This window comes from Streptomyces sp. NPDC005728, assembly GCF_040630895.1.
In the GTDB taxonomy this organism is placed as follows: domain Bacteria; phylum Actinomycetota; class Actinomycetes; order Streptomycetales; family Streptomycetaceae; genus Streptomyces.
Map to the genome: position 1 here is coordinate 36810 of NZ_JBEXYL010000016.1, position 21146 is coordinate 57955.

The 21146-nt window shown below is 70.6% G+C and carries 24 protein-coding genes; 12 read left to right on the forward strand and 12 right to left on the reverse strand.

Features of this window, described 5'->3' with window-relative positions; translation table 11 throughout:
- Nucleotides 1-262: 262 nt before the first annotated feature.
- Nucleotides 263-1231, reverse strand: coding sequence for a diacylglycerol kinase family protein (locus ABZ471_RS13860; protein ID WP_359065911.1), 969 nt, complete (start codon nt 1229-1231; stop codon nt 263-265).
- Nucleotides 1232-1377: 146 nt separating this feature from the next.
- On the opposite strand from ABZ471_RS13860, the gene ABZ471_RS13865 reads away from it, so the two are divergent.
- Nucleotides 1378-1830, forward strand: a complete 453-nt coding sequence (locus tag ABZ471_RS13865) for a hypothetical protein (protein WP_359065913.1) — start codon at nt 1378-1380, stop codon at nt 1828-1830.
- 3 nt (nt 1831-1833) lie between these two features.
- Here the strand turns inward: ABZ471_RS13865 and ABZ471_RS13870 are convergent, their stop codons facing one another.
- The 3 genes from ABZ471_RS13870 to ABZ471_RS13880 form a co-directional block, all read right to left on the reverse strand.
- Nucleotides 1834-3036 (reverse strand): RNA polymerase sigma factor SigF, encoded by a 1203-nt coding sequence (locus tag ABZ471_RS13870; protein ID WP_359066082.1) that lies wholly within the window; start codon nt 3034-3036, stop codon nt 1834-1836.
- Entirely contained in the window at nt 2925-3338 is a 414-nt protein-coding gene (locus ABZ471_RS13875; RefSeq protein WP_004925829.1) for an anti-sigma regulatory factor, read from the reverse strand. The genes ABZ471_RS13870 and ABZ471_RS13875 overlap by 112 nt, the downstream gene beginning before the upstream one ends.
- A gap of 272 nt (nt 3339-3610) precedes the next feature.
- Nucleotides 3611-3871 carry a UBP-type zinc finger domain-containing protein gene (locus tag ABZ471_RS13880; protein ID WP_359065915.1) on the reverse strand — a complete coding sequence of 87 codons (261 nt, stop codon included), beginning with the start codon at nt 3869-3871 and terminating at the stop codon, nt 3611-3613.
- A gap of 62 nt (nt 3872-3933) precedes the next feature.
- On the opposite strand from ABZ471_RS13880, the gene ABZ471_RS13885 reads away from it, so the two are divergent.
- Nucleotides 3934-5529 (forward strand): Na+/H+ antiporter, encoded by a 1596-nt coding sequence (locus tag ABZ471_RS13885; protein WP_359065917.1) that lies wholly within the window; start codon nt 3934-3936, stop codon nt 5527-5529.
- 1 nt (nt 5530) lies between these two features.
- On the opposite strand, the gene ABZ471_RS13890 is transcribed toward ABZ471_RS13885, so the two are convergent.
- The 4 genes from ABZ471_RS13890 to ABZ471_RS13905 form a co-directional block, all read right to left on the reverse strand.
- Complete coding sequence (locus ABZ471_RS13890) at nt 5531-8854, reverse strand: tetratricopeptide repeat protein (protein WP_359065919.1); 3324 nt, start codon at nt 8852-8854, stop codon at nt 5531-5533.
- A gap of 82 nt (nt 8855-8936) precedes the next feature.
- The gene (locus ABZ471_RS13895) at nt 8937-9275 is read right to left on the reverse strand and encodes a trypco2 family protein (protein ID WP_359065921.1); all 339 of its coding nucleotides are present in this window, start codon (nt 9273-9275) and stop codon (nt 8937-8939) included.
- A 117-nt stretch (nt 9276-9392) separates the two neighbouring features.
- On the reverse strand, nt 9393-10289 hold the full coding sequence (locus tag ABZ471_RS13900; protein ID WP_359065923.1) for a pyridoxal-phosphate dependent enzyme: 897 nt from the start codon (nt 10287-10289) through the stop codon (nt 9393-9395).
- A gap of 30 nt (nt 10290-10319) precedes the next feature.
- Entirely contained in the window at nt 10320-10913 is a 594-nt protein-coding gene (locus ABZ471_RS13905; protein ID WP_359065925.1) for an N-acetylmuramoyl-L-alanine amidase, read from the reverse strand.
- Nucleotides 10914-11202: 289 nt separating this feature from the next.
- Between ABZ471_RS13905 and ABZ471_RS13910 the strand changes: the two genes are divergently transcribed.
- Complete coding sequence (locus tag ABZ471_RS13910; RefSeq protein ID WP_359065927.1) at nt 11203-12609, forward strand: family 2B encapsulin nanocompartment shell protein; 1407 nt, start codon at nt 11203-11205, stop codon at nt 12607-12609.
- Nucleotides 12610-12721: 112 nt separating this feature from the next.
- Nucleotides 12722-13852: a family 2 encapsulin nanocompartment cargo protein polyprenyl transferase gene (locus ABZ471_RS13915; protein WP_359065929.1), complete on the forward strand. Its 1131-nt coding sequence runs from the start codon at nt 12722-12724 to the stop codon at nt 13850-13852.
- 333 nt (nt 13853-14185) lie between these two features.
- On the opposite strand, the gene ABZ471_RS13920 is transcribed toward ABZ471_RS13915, so the two are convergent.
- Entirely contained in the window at nt 14186-14776 is a 591-nt protein-coding gene (locus tag ABZ471_RS13920; RefSeq protein ID WP_359065931.1) for a TetR family transcriptional regulator, read from the reverse strand.
- A gap of 141 nt (nt 14777-14917) precedes the next feature.
- Here ABZ471_RS13920 and ABZ471_RS13925 point away from each other — a divergent pair, with 141 nt between their 5' ends.
- The 5 genes from ABZ471_RS13925 (at nt 14918) to ABZ471_RS13945 (ending at nt 17016) form a co-directional block, all read left to right on the forward strand.
- A complete protein-coding gene (locus ABZ471_RS13925; RefSeq protein ID WP_359065933.1) occupies nt 14918-15508 on the forward strand; it encodes a dihydrofolate reductase in 591 nt (196 codons plus the stop codon).
- Between the two features lie 26 nt (nt 15509-15534).
- A complete protein-coding gene (locus tag ABZ471_RS13930) occupies nt 15535-15786 on the forward strand; it encodes a hypothetical protein (protein WP_359065935.1) in 252 nt (83 codons plus the stop codon).
- 84 nt (nt 15787-15870) lie between these two features.
- Complete coding sequence (locus ABZ471_RS13935) at nt 15871-16293, forward strand: YciI family protein (protein WP_359065937.1); 423 nt, start codon at nt 15871-15873, stop codon at nt 16291-16293.
- 94 nt (nt 16294-16387) lie between these two features.
- Nucleotides 16388-16720 (forward strand): DUF952 domain-containing protein, encoded by a 333-nt coding sequence (locus ABZ471_RS13940; protein WP_359065939.1) that lies wholly within the window; start codon nt 16388-16390, stop codon nt 16718-16720.
- Nucleotides 16717-17016, forward strand: coding sequence for a hypothetical protein (locus ABZ471_RS13945; RefSeq protein ID WP_359065941.1), 300 nt, complete (start codon nt 16717-16719; stop codon nt 17014-17016). The genes ABZ471_RS13940 and ABZ471_RS13945 overlap by 4 nt, the downstream gene beginning before the upstream one ends.
- Here the strand turns inward: ABZ471_RS13945 and ABZ471_RS13950 are convergent.
- The 3 genes from ABZ471_RS13950 to ABZ471_RS13960 are packed head-to-tail and all read right to left on the reverse strand — an operon-like array spanning nt 17003 to nt 18645.
- On the reverse strand, nt 17003-17752 hold the full coding sequence (locus ABZ471_RS13950; RefSeq protein ID WP_359065943.1) for a VOC family protein: 750 nt from the start codon (nt 17750-17752) through the stop codon (nt 17003-17005). The two genes, ABZ471_RS13945 and ABZ471_RS13950, sit on opposite strands and share 14 nt — an antisense overlap.
- A 43-nt stretch (nt 17753-17795) precedes the next feature.
- The gene (locus tag ABZ471_RS13955) at nt 17796-18212 is read right to left on the reverse strand and encodes a VOC family protein (protein ID WP_359065945.1); all 417 of its coding nucleotides are present in this window, start codon (nt 18210-18212) and stop codon (nt 17796-17798) included.
- Between the two features lie 34 nt (nt 18213-18246).
- Nucleotides 18247-18645 carry a helix-turn-helix transcriptional regulator gene (locus tag ABZ471_RS13960; RefSeq protein ID WP_359065947.1) on the reverse strand — a complete coding sequence of 133 codons (399 nt, stop codon included), beginning with the start codon at nt 18643-18645 and terminating at the stop codon, nt 18247-18249.
- Nucleotides 18646-18786: 141 nt separating this feature from the next.
- On the opposite strand from ABZ471_RS13960, the gene ABZ471_RS13965 reads away from it, so the two are divergent.
- The 3 genes from ABZ471_RS13965 to ppk2 are packed head-to-tail and all read left to right on the forward strand — an operon-like array spanning nt 18787 to nt 21110.
- Complete coding sequence (locus ABZ471_RS13965; protein WP_359065949.1) at nt 18787-19941, forward strand: inorganic phosphate transporter; 1155 nt, start codon at nt 18787-18789, stop codon at nt 19939-19941.
- Between the two features lie 24 nt (nt 19942-19965).
- Nucleotides 19966-20199, forward strand: a complete 234-nt coding sequence (locus ABZ471_RS13970; protein WP_359065951.1) for a hypothetical protein — start codon at nt 19966-19968, stop codon at nt 20197-20199.
- Between the two features lie 20 nt (nt 20200-20219).
- A complete protein-coding gene (gene ppk2 / locus ABZ471_RS13975; protein WP_359065953.1) occupies nt 20220-21110 on the forward strand; it encodes a polyphosphate kinase 2 in 891 nt (296 codons plus the stop codon).
- Nucleotides 21111-21146 lie beyond the last annotated feature (36 nt).

The window sequence follows — 21146 nt, forward strand, 5'->3', positions numbered from 1 at the left end:
GAATCCCTCAACAAGTGAAGGGCCCACCGCCGAGTCTTCCCCGGCGTGGTCCTTGGTTTGAAGAGGGGTTCTGGTGATCAGTGGAGGCCGGTGTTGCGGGCCGTCCCGATCGCCACGTAGAGACTCGCAAACCTCAGCGACGGATACAACCCCTTCCGGAAAGTTTTTTTTGATTCCTCGGTGTCGACTGGGTCACAGCCGTACTTCCATGGGGTGGATCCTGGCCTAAACGTTCGAGTGAAAGGACTTTGGCCCGTTCCGCTCACACAATCACACGCAGTGCGCGGCGTACGCCTGTGAACGTCACGCTCGTACGTAGTCCGAGGTGGTCGCCGTCCATCTGAAGGGGGAGGGGAGCCTTCGAATGCAAGGTGAACTGGTCCAGATCGTGCAGCGAGACCGCGTGCTTGCCATGAGGTCCGCGCTCGGGGGACGAAGTGAGCAACTGTGTGCCATACCGGGCAACCGCGGCCGTGGACAGACGGCTGAGGCCGAGCACGTCGATACCCGTATCGAACGATGCCTTAGGTGACGTGTACATCGGGCGATTGCCGAGATACGTCCAAGGCGACGTGTTCGAGACTATGGCGACAACAAGATCGTTGATCGGGTCGGCGCCCAGGCGCTCCAGGGTGATCGCGCCGTGCCGGCGGTTCGGCTCGCCCAGGAACTGCCGGACCACCTGCCGTACGTACAGCGCGTGCGTCGACTTCTTGCCGAGCTCGCGCTGCTGCTCGACCCGGCCGACCACGCCCGCGTCGAAGCCCAGCCCGGCGTTGAACGTGAACCAGCGGTCCGGCACCGCCTCGTCCTCGGTGCCGGGCGTGCCCGAGGTCAGGCCGAGCCCGACGACCCGCTCGGTTCCGTCGCGCAAGGCGTCCAGCAGGGCGCCGGTGGCCTCGACGGGGTCGTTGGGCAGGCCCAGGGCGCGGGCGAAGACGTTGGTGGAACCGCCGGGGACCACCGCCAGGCCGGGCAGGCGGTCCGGGTCGGGGCCGGCGTGCAGGAGACCGTTGACGACCTCGTTGACAGTCCCGTCGCCGCCGAGGGCCACGACCATGTCGATGTCGTCGCTCTCCGCGGCCTGCCGGCCCAGGTCGCGTGCGTGGCCGCGGTACTCGGTGGTGACCGCCTCCAGCTTCACCTCGCTCGCCAGCGCGTGGATCAGGACATCACGCCTGCGTGCGCTTGTGGTGGTTGCTGCCGGATTGACCACGAGAAGTGCACGCATGGATGGCAGCGTACCTACTGGGGGGTACTCGGCCCAGACCGAGGTAGGGATCCGGTAAGAGGTGGGGGCGTGAGTCTGACCACGCACGACTTCGCTGTGCGCGGGGCGGAGGCGGCCGCCGCGGGGCGCGGGGCTACGCTTCCCGGGTGAGCAGCGAGCAGAAATCCGCCCCGGACACCACCGAAGCCGCCGCGGTCGACGGCCCCCGCCCGCGCCGTCTGACGTACGCGGCGGCGCTGACCGCCCTGGAGGGCGCGGCCCTGGTGGTCGGCGGCGTGTGGACGCTGGTCCTCGGCCTCACCGGCGACCCGGACGACCGGAAGCAGGCCGTCACCCTGGGCATCACCCTGATCGTCCTGGCCCTGCTCCCGCTGCTGGCCGCACGCGGGCTGCTGCTGTGCCGCAGCTGGAGCCGCGGGCCCGCCGTGATCACCCAGATCATGGCCCTGCCGGTCGCCTACAGCCTGCTCCAGGCGGAGAGCATGGCGATCCCGGTGGGCATCGCCCTGGCCGTGGTCGCGGTGGCCTCGCTGGTCCTGCTGGTGAACCCGGCCACGACCCGGGCCCTGGGCATCAAGGGTCCGGGCCGGGCCGAATAGGGCCTACTCCTCGACCAGCAGCTTTTCCCGCAGCTGCGCGAGGGTCCGGGCGAGCAGCCGGGAGACGTGCATCTGGGAGATGCCGACCTCCTGCGCGATCTGCGACTGGGTCATGTTCCCGAAGAAGCGCAGCAGCAGGATGCGCTTCTCGCGCGGCGGCAGGTCCTCCAGCAGCGGCTTGAGGGACTCGCGGTACTCCACGCCCTCCAGCGCCTCGTCCTCGGCGCCGAGGGTGTCGGCGACCGCCGGGGACTCGTCGTCGGTGTCAGGGACGTCCAGGGACAGCGTGGAGTACGCGTTGGCGGACTCCAGGCCCTCCAGGACCTCCTCCTCGGAGATCGCGAGCTTCTCGGCCAGCTCATGGACCGTGGGGGAGCGGCCGTGCTGCTGGGACAGCTCGGCCGTCGCCGTCGTCAGCGCGAGCCGCAGCTCCTGCAGGCGGCGCGGCACGCGGACCGCCCAGCCCTTGTCGCGGAAGTGCCGCTTGATCTCGCCGACGACGGTCGGGGTGGCGTACGTGGAGAACTCCACGCCGCGTTCCGGATCGAAGCGGTCGACGGACTTGATCAGGCCGATCGTGGCGACCTGGGTGAGGTCGTCCAGCGGCTCGCCGCGGTTGCGGAAGCGTCGCGCCAGGTGCTCGACGAGCGGCAGGTGCATACGGACCAGCCGGTTGCGCAGCTCCGCGTACTCCGGGCTGCCGTCCTTCAGCTTGCGCAGTTCGACGAACATCGCACGCGCCCCGCTGCGGTCCTGGGGGTCGTGCTGGGTGGCCTGAACGGCCTCCGTGCCCAGCGCGTCGTCCTCGGCGTTTCGCTCGTGCTCGCTCATCGTCCCGCCCGTAGCCCTTCCCCGAGCCCTCGCCTCCGCGCGGGCGGCGGAACCCATCCCGCCGCGTCCCTCCGTAGGCTCGCCCTGCACGGCACCGTCGCTGCCGGCCTCAGCGGAGTCGTCCTCCGGGTGCGGCCTGGCCTGCTCGGGGATGCCGTCGATGCCGTCCGTCATGCGTCGGGAACCGTCCGTGGGGCCTCGGCCCTCCGTCGGCAGCTCCCGTGTGCCGCGCTCTTCGTCCCGCACCGGCCCGTCCCCGTTCCTCACGCCGGCCCAGGGCCTGCGCCGCGCTGTTTGTAGAGGCTGATGGACACGGTTTTGTCCTCGTCGACGGCGGACGAGACCTTGCCCGCCAGGGCCGAGAGCACCGTCCAGGCAAAGGTGTCCCGCGAGGGGGCGTGGCCGTCGGTGGTCGGCGCCGAGACCGTGACCTCCAGTGAGTCGTCGACGAGCCGGAAGACACAGCTGAGCACGGAGCCGGGAACGGCCTGCTGCAGCAGGATCGCGCAGGCCTCGTCCACGGCGATGCGCAGGTCCTCGATCTCGTCCAGGGTGAAGTCCAAGCGGGCCGCCAGACCGGCCGTGGCCGTACGCAGCACCGACAGGTAGGCACCCGCAGCCGGCAGCCGGACTTCCACGAAGTCCTGGGTCGCGGGCTCGCCTGCGATCTGGGACACCCTCACCTCCATGGTGGTACAAGCTTTACGGGGCCGAGGGTCGCCCCCCGGGGTAACGCATATGTGGTTCCGCGGTGACGCTATCGCGCTCCGAACGGTCCTGTCCCCGGGCCCCCAACCCCCTGGCGTCACTCACAGTAAAGCTGTGGATACGCTCCGTGTCTAGAGGGTGTGGGGGCCCAAATGGGAAGAGCGTGCGCCGGGTTGACGTACCCCGGTGTCAGACGCCCGAACCGTCGACGGCCACGGCCGTATGTCGTGTCAGTGCAGTGTCACACGAGAACGTGGTCAACGAAGCACCACCGCCAGTCCTCGCCGGGTTCGAAGGTTCGCATCACCGGGTGACCGGACGTCGCGTGGTGCTCCGTCGCATGTCTCCCCGGTGAGGAGTCGCAGCAGCCGACGTGGCCACAGGACAGACAGAGCCGCAGCTGCACGGGGTGTGTCCCGCGCGCGAGACACTCCGAGCAGGTCTCGGTCAGCGGTTCGGGTTCCGGGTGCGGCAGCGCGTCGGGGTGCGTGCACTGTTTCATGATTGCCAGATTACGACGGGTGTGCGGGTGGCCGCGCGGAAAAACGAGGGTGGGCGAGGACCATGGACGTGATGCCGCTGCTGTTGCTGGTGGCCGGCAGTGCCGCGGTCGCCGGAGCGGCCAGGCGCGGACCGGTTCCGGCGCCGCTGCTGCTGGTCGCGGTCGGACTGGCGGTCTCCTACGTGCCCGGGGTTCCGGACTACACCCTCGAGCCCGAGATCGTTCTGCCGCTGCTGCTGCCCCCGCTGCTGTACACCTCGGCCAGCGACAGTTCCTACCTCGACCTGAGGGCACAACTGAGGCCCGTGGCGCTGCTGTCGGTGGGCTATGTGCTCTTCGCGACCTTCGTCGTCGGCTGGGCCGCCTATCTGCTCATCCCCGGAATGCCACTGCCCGCCGCACTGGTGCTCGGCGCGGTGGTGGCCCCGCCGGACGCGGTGGCCGCCACGGCGGTCGCGCGCCGGGTCGGCCTGCCCTCCCGGATCACGACGATCCTCCAGGGCGAGTCCCTGCTGAACGACGCCACCGCGATCACCGCCTACAAGGTGGCCGTCGCCGCGGCCGTCGGCGCGGCCGCGACCTGGGAGGGCGGGATCCGCGAGTTCCTGATCGCGGCGGTCGGCGGTGTCGGCGTCGGCCTCGTCCTCATGGCCCCGCTGCACTGGCTGCGCACGCACCTGTCCGAACCGCTCCTCCAGAACACGCTCTCCCTGCTGATCCCGTTCGTCGCCTACGGCGTCGCCGAGCAGCTGCACGCCTCCGGAGTCCTCGCGGTCGTGGTCGTCGCCCTCTACCTCGGCCACCGCGCGTGGGAGGTCGACTTCGCCACCCGGCTCCAGGAGGAAGCGGTGTGGCGGATGGTCGCCTTCATCCTGGAGTCGGCGGTCTTCGCCCTGATCGGCCTGCAGCTGCCGGTCGTCCTCAAGGGGCTCGGGCAGGACGAGGGCGCCAGGGCGGCCTGGTACGCCGTCGTCCTCTTCCTCGTGGTCGTCCTCGCCCGGTTCGTCTGGGTCTACCCGGCGACCTTCCTGCCCCGCCTGTGGTCGGCGCGCATCAGGGAACGCGAGGAGAACCCCACCTGGAAGGGCGCGATGGTCACCGGATGGGCCGGCATGCGGGGCGTGGTCTCGCTGGCCATCGCCTTCTCCATCCCGGCCACCGTGCACGGCGGCCTCCCCTTCCCGCAGCGCAACCTGATCCTGTTCCTGACCTTCACCACCGTCATCGGCACCCTGGTCGTGCAGGGCCTGTCCCTGCCCCCGTTGATCGGCCTGCTCAAGTTCCCCGGCCGCGACCGGCAGGCCGAGACGCTCGCCGAGGCCAACGCCCAGGCACAGGCCTCCCGGGCCGCCGAGAGCCGCCTGGACGACCTCCTCTCCGACGAGCGCAACGCCCTGCCTCCGCCGCTCGCCGACCGCCTGCGCACCGTCCTGGAGCGCCGCCGCAACGCCGTCTGGGAACGCCTGGGCCAGGTCAACCCCGTCACCGGCGAGTCCGTGGACGACACCTACCGCCGACTGTCCCGCGAGATGATCAGCGCCGAACGCGAGGTCTTCGTCCGGCTCCGCGACCTCCGCTACATCGACGACGAGATGCTCCGCGCCCTGCTCCGCAGGCTCGACCTGGAGGAGGCGGCCGCCTACCGGGAGGTGGGGTAGCTCAGCCCGCGGGTGCCTGCCCGGACCCGGCGCCGTCGATCGCCGTGCGAAGGCGCCTCACCTTGGCTTTCTCATCCTCACAGGAGCCCGGTGCATCGGCTTCCAGCTCGGTGTGGAGGGCGAGGGCCGCGTCGCAGGCCCCGCGCGATTCCCGGACACGCCCCAGTGCGAGGAGCCGTTCGGCGTGAGTGACATGAGCGGCTGCGAGACTCGTGGTGAGCTTCCTCCCCAGACCTTCGGCGAAGTCGGCGGGGAGCCCGACCAGCAGGCTCACCGCCTCGGCCGCGGCGCGCTCGGCGTCCTCCAGGCGGTTCATGTTCGTCAGAAGGGTCACTTGATTGGTCAGCGCGCTCAACAGCCCTCGAGAGATGGCCGGATCGTCGCGGTACGCGAGGCGAAACACCTGGGCGGCTTTGTTGTTCACCCGGAAGGCCAGCATGCCGCACGACATGCCGCGGAAGACCTGCGCCTGTACGAGGAAACATGAGGCCAGGAGGCCGAGATGGGCGCGACCGTGGGACACGACCAGCCTTCTCGCCATGTCGGTTGCCTCCATCGCGGCCTCCATGGCCTCCGCCTGTTCGCCCACCGCATCGCTGAGGGTGGAGAACGTGCGTAAGGCCGCGGTGGCTTCCGCCAGTTGCATCTCCGGATTCGAACGGGCCAGCCGGCGCTTGATCCCCACCGCTTCCCGTGCGGCTTCCAGGGCGCCGTGGGCGTCTCCGCTGTCCCGCAGCACGTTCGCCTTGTTGGTCAGCGCGGAGGCCAACTCGTCCGCATAGGCGTCCGGACGGCTTTGGGCCGCGTGCCGGCGAATGCGCAACGACTCCTCGACCGCTTCCAGAGCTTCGGTGTACCGCCCCGCCTCGTGGTGACGAAGTGTGAGCGTGTTCAGTGACCTGGCGAGATCAGGGTGCAGGGACGGGTCCACCGAGGCCAGTTCGCGCCGTATGGCGACTGATTTCCGTGCGACTTCGAGTGCCTCGCCGTCGTACCCCGCGGCGGCGAGGCTGTGGGAGTGGTTGTTCAGCGTTCCTGCCAGGACGAACAAGCGATCGGTGTCGTCCTCGGGCTTCCACGCGCTCAGCAGGACGATGGCCTTCCTGCCCGCCACGAGGGATTCCTTCGCACGTCCCAGCGCCCAGAGAGCCTGAGCCCGCTGGCCCAGGAGGAGCCCGTTGAGCAGGGGTTGGTGCGTGGCCGTATCCGGGTCAGCCTGCTCCAGGAACTCCACAGCGGATGTCGCGACGTCCAGAGCCTCCTCGTGACGATCCGCCGCGATGAGCCTCATGGAGAGGTTGTGCAGCGTGCCTGCCCTGTCCACCTCGCTCGTCCGTTCCGTCTGCTCGTCGAGGAGTTGGGCGAGCCGCTGGTGCAGGCGCACACCCCACGAGGCGAGCGCCTGCGTCATCGGAGGCACGTGGTAGGACAGCTCCTGCAGATCCTCGGGGGGAAGCAGAGCCTCTCCGAGAATCTGGTCCAAGGCGCTGATCAGCAGCGAGGGCTCCGCACTCCGGGTGCCGGCGGCCACCAGGCCCCGTGCCAACCGTGCCGGCGACTCCCGTACAGCCGTGCGCAGAACCGACTTCAGCGCGTCGGCGTCGACCTGTGCGGCCGCTCTGCTGAGCACGAGCAGCGCATTCTCGATCTCGTCCTCGTCGAGAGCTTCCAGAAGCCGAAGGAAGATTTCGGGCTCGTCCGCCACCCGGGTCCCCACCAGGTATTCCCCCAGTGGATCCGGTTCCAGGGCTCCCCAGTGCCGGCTGTCGGCCGGGTCGACGGATTCCGGTCGGGGATAGAGATCGCGCAGCCAGTCGGCCACCGCACGGCGTACGGACTCCGGGTGGTCCCCGATGCGCGGAACATGACCGACGATCTCGTAGGCCCGACCGCGCGGTACCGGCCCCACCAGTGTCGCCGCCACGACGGCGTTCCGGAGCGCGGCATCGCCGAGCCGGTCGAGTGGCGCCCGCTGTGACGTGTTCCTCCAGTACTTCGCCTCGTGCCCCAGGAGCGTTTCCTGGGGCATCGTCGCGGTGGACCGGGGGTGCGTGGACGCCAGAATGCTCGCGAGCGCCGCCATGTGAATCTCCAGCACGGTTCCGGGCGGCCTGCGCCACGAGTCCTGGGAGGGCAGAGCGAGCGGCTCCTCGGGAGCGTCGGCGGCCGGCCCGAGAGCAGCGACTCCGCGCGACAGGTCGACGACCGCGGAGCGGAACGCGGCGTCCCGGTCCACGCCGAGCGAGGCGGTGCCGGAGATCGACCAACGTCGCGTCGCGGCCGCCACGTCGACGGCCTCGGGACTGCCCGAGCTGACCTCCTCCCACCACTGGCCCACGGCACGAGCGATGAGGAGCACCTTGAAGGGGACGCCGGACGGGCGACGACACAACCGGTCCAACAGGGAGTTGATCTGGTCCACCCGGGTCTCCGCGTAGTCGATCACGAGGAGGACCGGCGCTGTCACGCGGGCGAGCAACCGATGGTCGTCCGCGCTGCTGCGCCTGGCCAGGTGGACCACGGCATAGCCCGACTCGGCGAGCCTGTGGCCCAGTTCGCGCGCGATCCGGCTCTTGCCCGCACCGCCGGCACCCGTGAGGAGCGCCAGCGACACGCCGCGGTCCGACGTGCTCCATTCCACCATCTCGGCGAGCAGTTCCCGGCGCCCCGTGAAGGTGACGACCTCCGCGCGGGGATGGAGCAGCGTGGCCACGGACCGCGGCACCAAGGGTGCCGCCGCCTCGGCGATGTGGGAGAACTCCGCCGGTTCCAGCTCCACCTTCCGGCCCGCGTGCTGCTCGATCAGCGCACGGAAGTCGTCGTCCGCGAACAGGACATAGCCGGGCACGGCGTCGACTCTGCTGTGCGGCCACCCGGGCAGATCGGCCACGGCGACCCCCACCAGGGTGCCTTTGCACCACACCGCGCCGCCCGACAGCCCGGCCCAGGGCGAACCCTTCGCCGGTGCCAGGGGCGGACTGCCCTCCAGTTCCAGCACATAGCGGTCGGCTTCGACGGCCTCCTGAGGCAGCAACCATCCGCGGAATTCGCCGGATCCCACGCGTCCACGGCGACTCGCCAGCGCCGGGAACCCACGTACGGAGATCTCGGCGGCGTCCGGAACCACGATCCGCCCCCACCGCACGGCGGCCGGATCGTCGACCAGATCCCTGTCGGCCAGGAGCAGGGCGGCGTCGTAGGGGTCGTCCGACCGCGCCCACACCACCTGGCAGCGCGTCGGCGCACCACCGGGCGTCGTCACCGTCGCCTCGGCGTTGTCCCCGACCATATGGTGTGCCGTGAGGACGAGGCGCGGCGCGACCACGTAGCCGGATCCCTGACCGCTTGCCCGCACTACGGCTACACGGCGTCTCTCCTCCATGGTGCGCGTACCCCCGGCGGCCGGATCAGCGACCGAAACGGGATTCCAGTTCTCCCACTTCAGGAGGCGTCTCGTTACTGATCAGGAGAGGCTGTCCGGTGCCGTCCTTCGGAGTGAGGACCAACTTCACACGGTGGACGTCCTGCTTCGCGACCTTGCCGTTCAACTCCGCGGACAACACGGCGCTGAAGATCTTGCTGACCCCCAGCTTGGCGGTCCCCTCACGGGAGAGGGTGAAGGCGAACTCCAGCTCGATGGGGCCCACCTCGAACTGCACCCCGCTCGTGGCTCCCGCGGCGGCGGCGCTCAGCAACTCGTCACGGAGTGCCTGTACCGCTTCGCCGACTCCGATGCTCTCGGGCATGAACCCCCCTCTGTCGGCCGACCCGTCACAGTCGGTACGCCATTTCCACACTGTACGGTCCGGCTCTGACATTCCGCCCACGCTTCCCGGAGCGAACGGCGCCGGGCACGGCCACCGTCACCCCGGGAAGGGCGCGCCTGTGATCACGGCGGCCACGGTCGTTCCCGGGACGAACCCGCCCTCCTCGGCCAGGGCGACCAGTCCATAGAGCAACTTGGCGACATAGAGACGCTCCACGGGCAGTCCGTGCCGTTGCTCGAAGTCCTCCGCGAAGGTGTCGAGCGCCGGGGTCGTCCGGGCGTAGCCGCCGAAGTGGAAGCGGTCGTCGAGGGACCAGGCACCGGTGCGGGCGCCGAAGGCGCGCTCCTGGAGAGCCTGTATGTCGTCCTCCAGGAAGCCGCCCTTGAGCACCGGTACGCCGAGCGCGCGCTGGCCGGCGGCCAGGCCGCCGGCCAGCCCCGCGAGCGTGCCGCCGGTGCCGCAGGCCACCGCGACGACGTCGGCGCGGCCACGCAGCTCCGCGCCGAGGGCCCGGCAGCCGCGCACGGCCTCGGCGTTGCTGCCGCCCTCCGGGACGACGTACGCCTCCTCGGCGCCGGCCGCGCGCAGAATCGCGGCCAGGGTCTCCGGTTCGCTCTTGTGCCGGTACGTCGACCTGTCGACGAAATGCAGCCGCATGCCGTCGGCCACGCACCGGGACAGGGAGGGGTTGAGCGGGCGGCCGGCCAGCTCCTGGCCGCGGACCACACCGGTGGTCTGCAGCCCGAGCAGCCGGCCCGCGGCCGCGGTGGCCCGCAGATGGTTGGAGTAGGCCCCGCCGAAGGTGACCAGCGCCCGGCCCCGCGCGGCCTCGAGATTCGGCACCAGCTTGCGCCACTTGTTGCCGATCAGCTCCGGGTGGATCAGGTCGTCCCGCTTCAGGAGCAGCCGCAGGCCGTGCCGGCCGAAGCGGTCGTCCCGCACCTCCTGAAGGGGGGAGGGGAGGCGCGGGGCGAGCGGGCCGGTGCTGGTCACGCCCTCATTGTCGCCCGGCGCCCGGTGCAGCTACGCCTTCAGACGCTCCTCGACCCGGTCGCGCAGCCACGCCATCGAGAAGCCGCGCGGGTCCACCTTGCCGGGCTGCCACTCCAGGTGGCCGATGACCGAGCGCTCCGTCCAGCCGTGGTGGCGGCACACGGCCGTGGCGGCCCGCACGATCGCCTCCAGCTGTGCCTCGGGCCAGGGATCCTCGCCGTCGCCCAGGTTCTCGCACTCGAAGCCGTAGAAGTGCCGGTTGCCGTCGGTGTTCGCCTCGGTGTCCGGAGGCAGTCCCTTCTCGGCGATCACCGCGCGCAGGACGTCGTCGTCGCCGAGGCCGGCGTGGTTGGCACGGCCGTAGCCGACGAGGTGGACCGTGCCGTCCTTGGTGATCACTCCGTGGCACAACGGGCCCGGCAGCTCCGCGTGGCCGTCGCGGCAGAGCTGCACGGTGCGGTCGCTGCCCTGGGTCACCGTGTGGTGGATCATCACGCCGTGGACGGGCCCCCAGGGGCCCTTGTGGTTGCGGTTGTGGGTTCGCCAGTCGCCGACCTCGACGACCTCGACGCCCTCCGCCCGAAGCGCGTCCAGAAACCCGTTCGCGGACATGGGTGGGGCCATGACCGCCTCCTTCGTGCTGTGCCCGGTGGCCGTCGGTCGCGGCCCTGTCGTACCGCTGCTTCTACCGAAACCGGACGTCCCGGACTACATCGTTCGCACACTGTGCGAGCCGATCCGGACAGGCTGCGCGGCGAGGCCGGACTGGACAGGGTTCCTCTTTCTGCCCAGTAGTCCGATGATCCATTCCCGCTCTTTCGGGTAATGGTGTGAGTGCGCTCCGTGATGGAAGGCTCGCTCGTGAGACCGGTGTGCGATTCGGCGCCGGGCATACATGAGAGGGCATTTTCTTATGTCGGTAGGCGAAGAGGTCCGCACGGAGCAGGGCAAGCCGCAGCAGTCTCTCGGCACGGCGGCAGCGCGGAACCTGGCCACCACGACCAAGTCCGTCCCGCAGATGCAGGAGATCACCTCCCGCTGGCTGCTGCGGACGCTGCCCTGGGTGGACGTACAGGGCGGCACGTACCGGGTGAACCGGCGACTGACGTTCGCCGTCGGCGACGGCCGTATCACCTTCGTGAAGACCGGGGACCAGGTGGAGGTCATCCCGGCGGAACTCGGCGAACTCCCGGCGCTGCGTTCGTACGAGGACATCGAGGTGCTCACCGAGCTGGCCCGGCGCTGCCGCCGGCGGGACTTCGCGCCCGGCGAGGTCATCGCCTCCTTCGGCAACCAGACGGACGAGGTGTACCTGCTCGCCCACGGCAGGGTCGAGAAGGTCGGCACGGGCCCGTACGGCGACGACGCGGTCCTCGGGGTCCTCGCCGACGGCGCCTACTTCGGCGACCAGGCGCTGCTGGACCCGGACGCCATCTGGGAGTACACCGCCCGCGCGGACACCGCGTGCACGGTGCTGATCCTCGCCCGCCAGGACGTCGAGCAGGTCGCCGAGCGCTCGGACACGCTGCGCGAACACCTGCAGGAGCTGCGCGCGATCCCCGAGCAGCGGACCAACAAGTACGGCGAGAAGGAGGTCGCGCTGGCGGCCGGCCACAGCGGCGAGCCGGACATCCCGCACACATTCGTCGACTACGAGGCGCGGCCGCGCGAGTACGAACTGAGCATCGCCCAGACCGTGCTGCGCATCCACTCGCGCGTGGCAGACCTGTACAACCAGCCGATGAACCAGACCGAGCAGCAGTTGCGGCTCACGGTCGAGGCGCTGAAGGAGCGCCAGGAGCACGAGCTGGTCAACAACCGCGACTTCGGGCTGCTGCACAACTGCGAGTACGACCAGCGGCTCCAGCCGCACGACGGCGTGCCCGGCCCGGACGACATGGACGAGCTGCTCAGCCGTCGGCGCGGCACCAAGTTCTTCCTCGCCCACCCGCGTGCGATCGCCGCGTTCGGACGCGAACTGAACAAGCGCGGACTGGTCCCGGAGACCATCGAGATCGGCGGGAACCGCATCCCGACCTGGCGCGGTGTGCCGGTCTACCCGTGCAACAAGATTCCCGTCACCCCGGAGCGCACGACCTCGATCATCGCCATGCGTACCGGTGAGAACGAGCAGGGTGTCATCGGCCTGCGGCAGTCCGGCATCCCGGACGAGATCGAGCCGAGCCTGTCCGTCCGGTTCATGGGCATCAACGAACAGGCCATCATCAAGTACCTGGTGACGGCGTACTACTCGGCAGCCGTCCTGGTGCCCGATGCGCTCGGCGTGCTGGAGAACGTCGAGATCGGCCGGTGGAGGTGACGTTTCCGCACTTCGCGGCCGTGTTCCCGCCCTTCGGGGCGGGTACATCCTCGGGGTATGTGTCCAGCCGGAGCCGAAGCGGCACTGTCCGCGGACTGTGCGAGGGGGACTCATGACCGAGTTCATGACGGAGACCAAGCAGCGTTCACCCGGAGCGCGCGAGCGGCAGGGGTCCGCGGGCGGTGCCGGGCCCGGTCCGCTCGACGGGCAGGAGGCGGCGGCGCTGCTGGAGCGGACCCGGGCCCGGGTCGACCCGGAGCTGCGGGCGGCCGTCGAGTCGCTGCCCGGCTCGATGCGCCGGATCGCGCTCTACCACTTCGGCTGGGAGCACGCGGACGGCACGCCGGCCGAGGGTAACGCGGGCAAGGCCATAAGGCCCGCGCTCGTCCTCGCCGCGGCCGCCGCGCTCGGTGGCCCGAGGGCGCGGTCGGCGGCCGTCCGGGCGGCCGCGGCGGTCGAACTGGTCCACAACTTCACGCTGTTGCACGACGACGTGATGGACCGGGACACCTCACGCAGGCACCGGCCCACGGCCTGGACGGTGTTCGGCGACGCCGACGCCATCCTCGCCGGCGACGCCCTGCAGGCGCTGGCCCTGCGGCTGCTCGCCGAGGACCCGCACCCGGCCTCCCGTCCTGCAGCGGCCCGGCTCGCCGACTGTGTCGTCGAGCTGTGCGCCGGACAGCACACCGACACGGCCATGGAGCGGCGCGCGCCGGACGAGGTCACGCTGGACGAGGTGCTCGCCATGGCCGAGGCGAAGACCGGCGCGCTGCTGGGCTGCGCCTGTGCCCTCGGCGCGCTGTACGCGGGCGCGGGCGAGGAGGACGTGGCGGCGCTGGACGGCTTCGGCCGCCAGGCCGGGCTCGCCTTCCAGCTGATCGACGACGTGATCGGCATATGGGGCGATCCGCAGCGCACCGGCAAGCCGGCCGGCGCGGATCTCGCGGTCCGCAAGAAGTCCCTGCCGGTGGTGGCGGCCCTGGCCTCCGGTACCCCGGCGGCGGCCGAACTCGCCGAGCTGTACGGGAAGCCGTACGTCAAGGGGGAGTCCGGGGACGGCGGCGAGATCGCGCGGACGGCGCTGGCCGTGGAGCAGGCCGGCGGCCGGGACTGGGCGCAGGCCGAGGCGGCCGACCGGATGGCACGGGCCATGCAGGAGCTGGCCCGTGCCGTGCCCGCGCCGGAGGCGGCGGGCGGTCTGCTGGCCCTGGCCGAGTTCGTGACCCGGCGCGCCAGTTGAGGCCGCCGTCGACCGGCGGCAGCCAGTTGGGGCCGCCGTCGCGCGACGGCCGCCCGTTGCGGTCGTCGTCCACCGGCGGCCGAGGAAGGACCCCGGTGCCTCCGGGGCCGTGCGGCTCCTGACCCCGCACGGTCACCGGGGGCTCCGGCCGCCGGGCCCCGCGCATCCCCACGGTGCGCGGGGCCCGCCGAACGTGGGGGTGGCCCAGGGTTTTCCGGTCGCCCGTCGGTTTCGCGGCGGTCGGTGGAGCGGGGCGTGCGTCCGGGGGTTTCGTGGTCGTCGCAGGACCGGCGCCGCGAGCGTCGGGTGAGCGCGGGCGAGTCCGCAGGGGGACTACTTCTCGGGGACGATCGTCGTCACGATCCGCTCGACCAGCCCCTCCGGCACGCTCACTCCCTCCAGGGCTCCGTCCAGGACGTCGGGCAAGGTCAGGTGTTCCAGGATGAGGCCGAGCATCGCTAGGTAGAGCACGGTGACGGTCTCGTCGCCGCCGGGCAGGCCGGCCTGCCGGTGGAACTCCATCCCCTGCTCCAGGTCCCCGCGCACCGACTCGGTGAAGGAGGCCCGCAGGTCGGGGCGCCTGGTGGCCTCCAGGCGCATCTCCAGCAGGGCCAGATAGCCGGTCCGATCGCGAGTGGCGCGGTCCATGATGTCCCGCATGAAGGCGGTGACCAGGGAGCGGTCGCGGGGTGCCCGCAGCAGCGTCTCCGTCACCTCCGGATCCGGCGCGAGCCGGATGTGCAGGCGGGCGTCGATCTGGCGCAGCAGTTCGTCTCGGCCGGCGAAGTAGTTGGAGGCCGTACCGGTGGGCACGCCCGCCTCGCCGTCCACCGCGCGGAACGTCAGCCCGCGCGCGCCCTCCTGTGCCAGCACCGCGATCCCGGCGTCCACCAGCGCCGCCCGCCGTTCCGGATTGCCCGCCATGCGGAATCCCTTCTCTTACTTGCCCTCGCTGCCGACGGCGTCCCGGAAACAGCTTGCCACCACTACAGCCGAAGTACTACAACTGGAGCACTACAGATGGAGTGGTTACCTCGCTCCGCGACCCGAGAAAAGAGACCAAGCTTGCGAAAGCTCACGTACTTCATCGCCTGCTCGCTCGACGGCTTCATCGGTGACGCCCACGGCGACGCCTCCGAGATGCTCCGCTTCCTGGACGAGGAGTACTTCGACTTCCTCAAGACGGAGTTCCCGGAGACCCTGCCCACCCACAGCCGCAAGCCGCTCGGCGTGGACCACCTGGAGAACAAACGGTTCGACACCGTCATCCAGGGCCGCGGCAGCTACGAGCTGGCACTGAAGGAGGGCATCACCAGCCCCTACGCCCATCTGCGCGAGTACGTCGCCTCCCGCACCCTGGGCGCCTCGCCCGACCCGCACGTCGAGATCATCGACGGTGACCTGCTCGGCCGGGTCCGCGGGCTGAAGGCGGAGGACGGCGGGCTGGACATCTACCTGTGCGGCGGCTCGCAGGTCGCGGGCGCCCTGCTCGACGAGATCGACGAACTCGTCATCAAGACCTACCCGATCGTCTACGGCACCGGCATGCCGATGTTCGGCACCGGCCTCGACATCAAGGAGTTCGGCCTGGACTCCGACTCCGTGCGCGCCTTCGGCAACGGCGCGATCGTGCGGACGTACCGCAGGAAGCGCTGAACCCCCGCCCGCCCTACCCTGAGGACATGGGCAGAGAGGACCACGTCTGTCCCGTCTGCGGACAGCCCGTCGACAAGGTCGTGGGTCGGCACAAGACACTGGGCACCTGGGTGCCGGTGTGGAGCCCCGGCCCGTGCCGCAACCCCGGCTGCTCGGCCTACGGGGCGCATGCCGAGCCCGCGGCCCCGGCCACCGGGGCCGCCGCACCGCTACCCGAGGAGCCCGCCGCGCAAAGACCCGCGCAGAGCCCCGGGGAATCCGCCGCGAAAGACTCCTGAGCCCGTGTCGGGAATCCCGGCCCGGCTCCGACGTCCCCTGTGCGAGCCGCCCACCGAGGGCGGCCCGTCTCGAAGGAGCCGAGCATGAAGTACCTGGTGATGGTGCAGGGCACGCAGGCGGACTACGAAGCGATGCGCGGCAGGCCCTCCGAGCGGTCGCCGGCCTGGACCGAGGAGCAACTGCAGGCCATGTACGCCTACATGGGCGCGATCAACGACGACCTCGCCGCGTCCGGCGAACTCGTCGACGCCCAGGGCCTGGCCGAGCCCGCCCGGACCCGGCTGGTGGGGCGCGGCAAGGACGGCGAGACGGTGATCGCCGACGGGCCGTACCGCCGGACCGAGGAGCTGATGGCCGGCTACTGGGTGGTGGACTGCGCGAGCCTGGAGCGGGTTACGGAGATCGCCGAACGCGTCACCCGCTGCCCCGGACCCGAGGGCCTGACCGAGTACCCCGTGGTGATCCGGCCGATCATGGACGGCGCCGGGGACATCGGCGCCGAATGACCGGACCCACGGCACCGAGGACCACCGAGGATCGTCGAACCAGGTCGCCGGACCGGTGGAGCGCCTCGACCGCCCGGGCCCGTAGCGTGGCCGCATGCCGAAACTTCCGCACATCGTCCACATCACTGAGCGCTCCCTGTGGGAGGCGGCCCGCGAACGCGGTGCCTACGAGGTGTCCACCCGCGGCCGCACCCTCCAGGAGGAGGGGTTCATCCACTTCTCCACCCGGGACCAGCTCCCACGCATCGCCGCCTTCCTGTACGGCGACTACGAGGGCCCGGACACGCTGGTGGTGCTGGTCGTGGACCCGGCCCGGCTCGGTGTCCCGCTGAAGTACGAGGCCATGCCGCCGAACGGCGAGGAGTTCCCGCACGTGTACGGGCCGGTGCCGGTCGATGCCGTGGTGGACGTGGAGCCCTGGGGGTGAGCGTGCCGGGGGGTGCGCGACGGCGCCGGTGGCGGCGCTGGGCCGTCTGCGCCTGGGCCGTGGCGGTGGCCGCCGGGGGCGGGCTCACCCTGTGGCTTCAGGATTCGGTCCGGCCGCAGGAGCCGTACGTCTGGGAGAACGGGGACGGTTCGACGCCGGGTCTGCACGGCAGTACGCCGCGCCCGCTCCACGAGTCCAGCGCCGACTACGAGTGCCCGCCGAGTCCGGAGCCCACGTCGACGCAGGGACCGAGCCGGACGGTCGCCGCCTGCGCCTACGTGACTACGGCTCCCTGACCGCCGCGGGCAGCCCGCCCGTCTCGGGGTCCCGGCCGGTCAAGCAGTACGTGCCGCCGGCCGGGTCGCGCATCACCGCCCAGTGCGCGCCCTGGTGGACGCGGACGGCGCCCAGGCGCTCGTGCCGGGCCCGGGTCGCTGCGATGTCCGCGCAGGCCAGGTCCAGATGGGCGGAGGACGGGCGTTCCTCGTCGAGGCGCTGGAGCAGGATCCGGACCGGCAGGCCCGTCGGCGGCCTGAGCACCCGGAACTCCGGCAGGGAACCCGCCAGCAGGTCCCAGCCGGTCAGCGCGGCCCAGAACGCGGTCTCGGTGTCGTACACCGAGGGCGGGACGTCCAGGCACACCTGGTCCAGGCGGCTGCCGTCGACCACCGGTGGCCGTACCGCCTCGCCGCGCCAGGGGCCGACGCAGAACGACTGCCCGGCGGGTGTACGGAGCACGGCCCAGTCACGGTGCTCGGCGACCAGGTCCGCACCGAGGCCGGCGGCCGACTCCGTGAACTCCCGCACGTCCTCGACAAAGAAGTCGAGATGGGCCCCGCCGTCCCCGTCGAGGACTCCCTGGAGCTTCACGCAGGCGTCCGCCCCGTCCGGCAGCAGTGTCACGAACTCCTGTCGCTCGCCCCGGAATTCGGACAGCCGAGTGCCCGTGACGGCCGTCCAGAAGGCGCGGGCTTCGGCGAGACGGTCGATGGGGCGGTCGATGAAGGTATACGTCCAGCGGATGGTGTTCATGGCGGGGATCGTAGGCAGCCGTCCCCGCTGCGTCGGCGGAATTTCAGTCCGCGGGCCGCTCAAGGAACCGCAGCATGTTCCCGGCCGGGTCCCGGAAGGCGCAGTCGCGCACCCCGTACGGCTGGTCCGTCGGCTCCTGGAGCACGTCGCCGCCGGCTTCCCGGACCCGCTCGTACAGCGCGTCGCAGTCGGTGGTGGTGAAGATGACACCACGCAGCAGACCCTTGGCGAGCAGCTCGGCGATCGCCTGTTTGTCGGCCGGGGAGATGTCCGGGCTCGCGCCCGGCGGCTCCAGCACGATCTCGACATCCGGCTGGAGCGGCGAGCCGATGGTGACCCACCGCATCCCCTCGAAGCCCACGTCGTTGCGGATCTCCATGCCGAGCACGTCGCAATAGAAGTGAAGCGCCTTGTCGTGGTCGTCCACGGCGATGAAGCAATTCTTGAGTTTCAGGTCCATGGCTTCACGCTAGGCCCCGCCGTGCGCAAAAGCGTCAGTACGGCCGGCGGCGCGGGCGGGTGAACGTACGGGCCACACAGGACGGGATCACCGCGCTCTCCTCGTGGGTGCCGGCGCGGTAGGCGCTCGGGGTCTGCCCGACCAGTTCGGTGAACCGGGAGCTGAAGGAGCCGAGGGACGTACAACCGACGGCGAAGCACACCTCGGTGACGGTGAGGTCGCCGCGGCGCAGCAGCGCCTTGGCCCGCTCGACCCGGCGCGTCATCAGGTAGCTGTACGGCGTCTCCCCGTACGCCTTGCGGAAGCTGCGCTGGAAGTGGCCGGGCGACATGTGGGCGCCCCTGGCCAGCTCGGTCATGTCGAGCGGCTCGGCGTACTCGCGGTCCATGCGGTCGCGTACCCGCCGCAGCCGTACCAGGTCCTCCAGAGTCACCCGCTCAGCTTTGCACAGAGCGCATGCGGCCAGGCAACATCGACGCTTTCGCACAGGAACACACAACAGAGTCCACCGAGTTCGACACTCCCTTTGCCTCCAGTTCGCCTCGCATTGGCCGGTGCTTGCTTTCCTCGGGGAATGGACCACATCACGTTCCTCGTGGCGGTCGTCATCGTCACGGCCCTGGCCTTCGACTTCACCAACGGATTCCACGACACGGCGAACGCGATGGCGACGTCCATCGCGACCGGCGCGCTGAAACCCAGGACGGCGGTGCTGGTGAGCGGCGTCCTGAACATCGTCGGTGCCTTCCTGTCCACCGAGGTCGCCAAGACGATCTCGGGCGGGATCGTGGACGACACACTCGTCAGTCCGGCGATGATCTTCGCGGGCCTGGTCGGGGCGATCCTCTGGAACCTGCTGACCTGGCTGGCCGGTCTGCCCTCCAGTTCCTCGCACGCCCTGTTCGGCGGACTCATCGGGGCCGTCTGGGTCGGTGCGGGGTCCGACGGCGTGCACTTCGACAAGGTTGTCGAGAAGGTGCTGATCCCCGCGGTGGCCTCGCCGGTGGTGGCCGGCATCGCGGCGCTGATCGCCACCTACCTCGCCTACCGGCTCACCGAGCGGGCCCGCAGGGACTCGGTGACCAAGGGCTTCCGGATCGGCCAGATCGCCTCGGCCTCACTGGTCTCCCTGGCGCACGGCACCAACGACGCGCAGAAGACGATGGGCGTCATCACGCTCACCCTGATCTCGGCCGGTGCCCTCGGACACGAGGCGGGTCCGCCGGTCTGGGTGATCGCCTCGGCGGGCCTCGCGATCGGCCTCGGTACCTACCTGGGCGGCTGGCGAATCATCCGCACGATGGGCAAGGGTCTCACCGAGATCCAGTCTCCGCAGGGCTTCGCCGCCGAGACCGCCTCCACGACCGTGATCCTCACCTCCGCCCACCTCGGCTTCGCCCTGTCCACCACGCAGGTCGCCTCCGGCTCCATCCTGGGCGCGGGCCTGGGGCGCCGCCTGGCGGAGGTCCGCTGGGGCGTCGCCGGGCGCATGGTGGCCGCCTGGCTGATCACCCTGCCCGCGGCCGCGCTGGTCGGAGGGCTCGCCGCGAGCGTGGTCAAGCACGGCGGCAACGTCGGTACGGCGGTGATCGCGCTGGTCGCCGTAGCCCTCGCCGCGGTCATCGTCTTCGCCGCGCGCCGCAATCCGGTCCACGCGAACAACGTCAACGACCACCACGAGGTCGCCATCCGCACCCCCGCGCCGACCCACGTCGACACGGCCGCCTGAACCACGGAACCACGGAGAGCTGACATGCATCTGGACTGGACCGCACTCGGCCAGGTCACCGCGGTGAGCATCGGAGTGACTGTTGCGGTGGTCGCCGTCTTCGCCCTCGGCGTCCTGGGCCTCGCCCGGGTCGAGGTCGCCCGTGAGCAGCCGGGCGGCACTTCGTCCGCCGGCCTCGCCCAGGCCGGGCTGTGCTTCCTCGCCTGCGTGGCGGTGGTGGCGTACGGGATCTATCTGATCGTGCCGCAGTTCCACTGACGCAGACGAAGGGGGACGAGATGACGCCTCTCATGACGGAGGGCCTGCGGGTCGACTACACCGACCACGACGACCCCGTGCTGATCCGGCCCGACGGCACCCCGGTGGACACCTGGCGGGAGAACTACCCGTACGACCACCGGATGGAGCGCAAGGAGTACGAGTGGCACAAACGGCTTCAGCAGATCGAGCTGCTGAAGCTGCAGAGCTGGATCAAGGAGACCGGTCGCCGGCTCGTCATCGTCTTCGAGGGACGGGACGCGGCCGGCAAGGGCGGCACCATCAAGCGGTTCACCGAGCACCTGAACCCGCGCGGCGCACGCGTGGTGGCGCTGGAGAAGCCGACCGAGCGCGAGCGGGGGCAGTGGTACCTCCAGCGGTACGTCGAACACCTGCCGACCGCCGGTGAGATCGTGCTCCTCGACCGCTCCTGGTACAACCGGGCCGGTGTCGAGCGGGTGATGGGCTTCTGCACGGACGACGAGTACCGGCGCTTCATGCGTCAGGCACCCCTGTTCGAGCGGATGCTCGTCGACGACGGCGTGGACCTGGTCAAGTTCTGGTTCTCGGTCTCGCAGAGCGAGCAGCGCACCCGCTTCACGATCCGTCAGGTCGACCCCGTACGGCAGTGGAAGCTCAGCCCGATGGACCTGGCCTCCCTGGACCGCTGGGACGAGTACACCGCGGCGAAGGTCGCCATGTTCCGTGAGACGGACACCGAGCACGCCCCGTGGACCGTGGTGAAGAGCAACGACAAGAAACGGGCCCGGGTCGAGGCGATGCGCAGCGTGCTGGCGCGCTTCGCGTACGACGACAAGGACGAGGAGGTCGTCGGCACGCCCGACCCCCGCGTCGTCGGCGCGGCGGCCGGCCTCCTGGAGGTCGGCGAGGACGACCGGGACCACCCCTAGGGGCGGACCGAACGCGCGGGGCCCGCCCGGCCACCG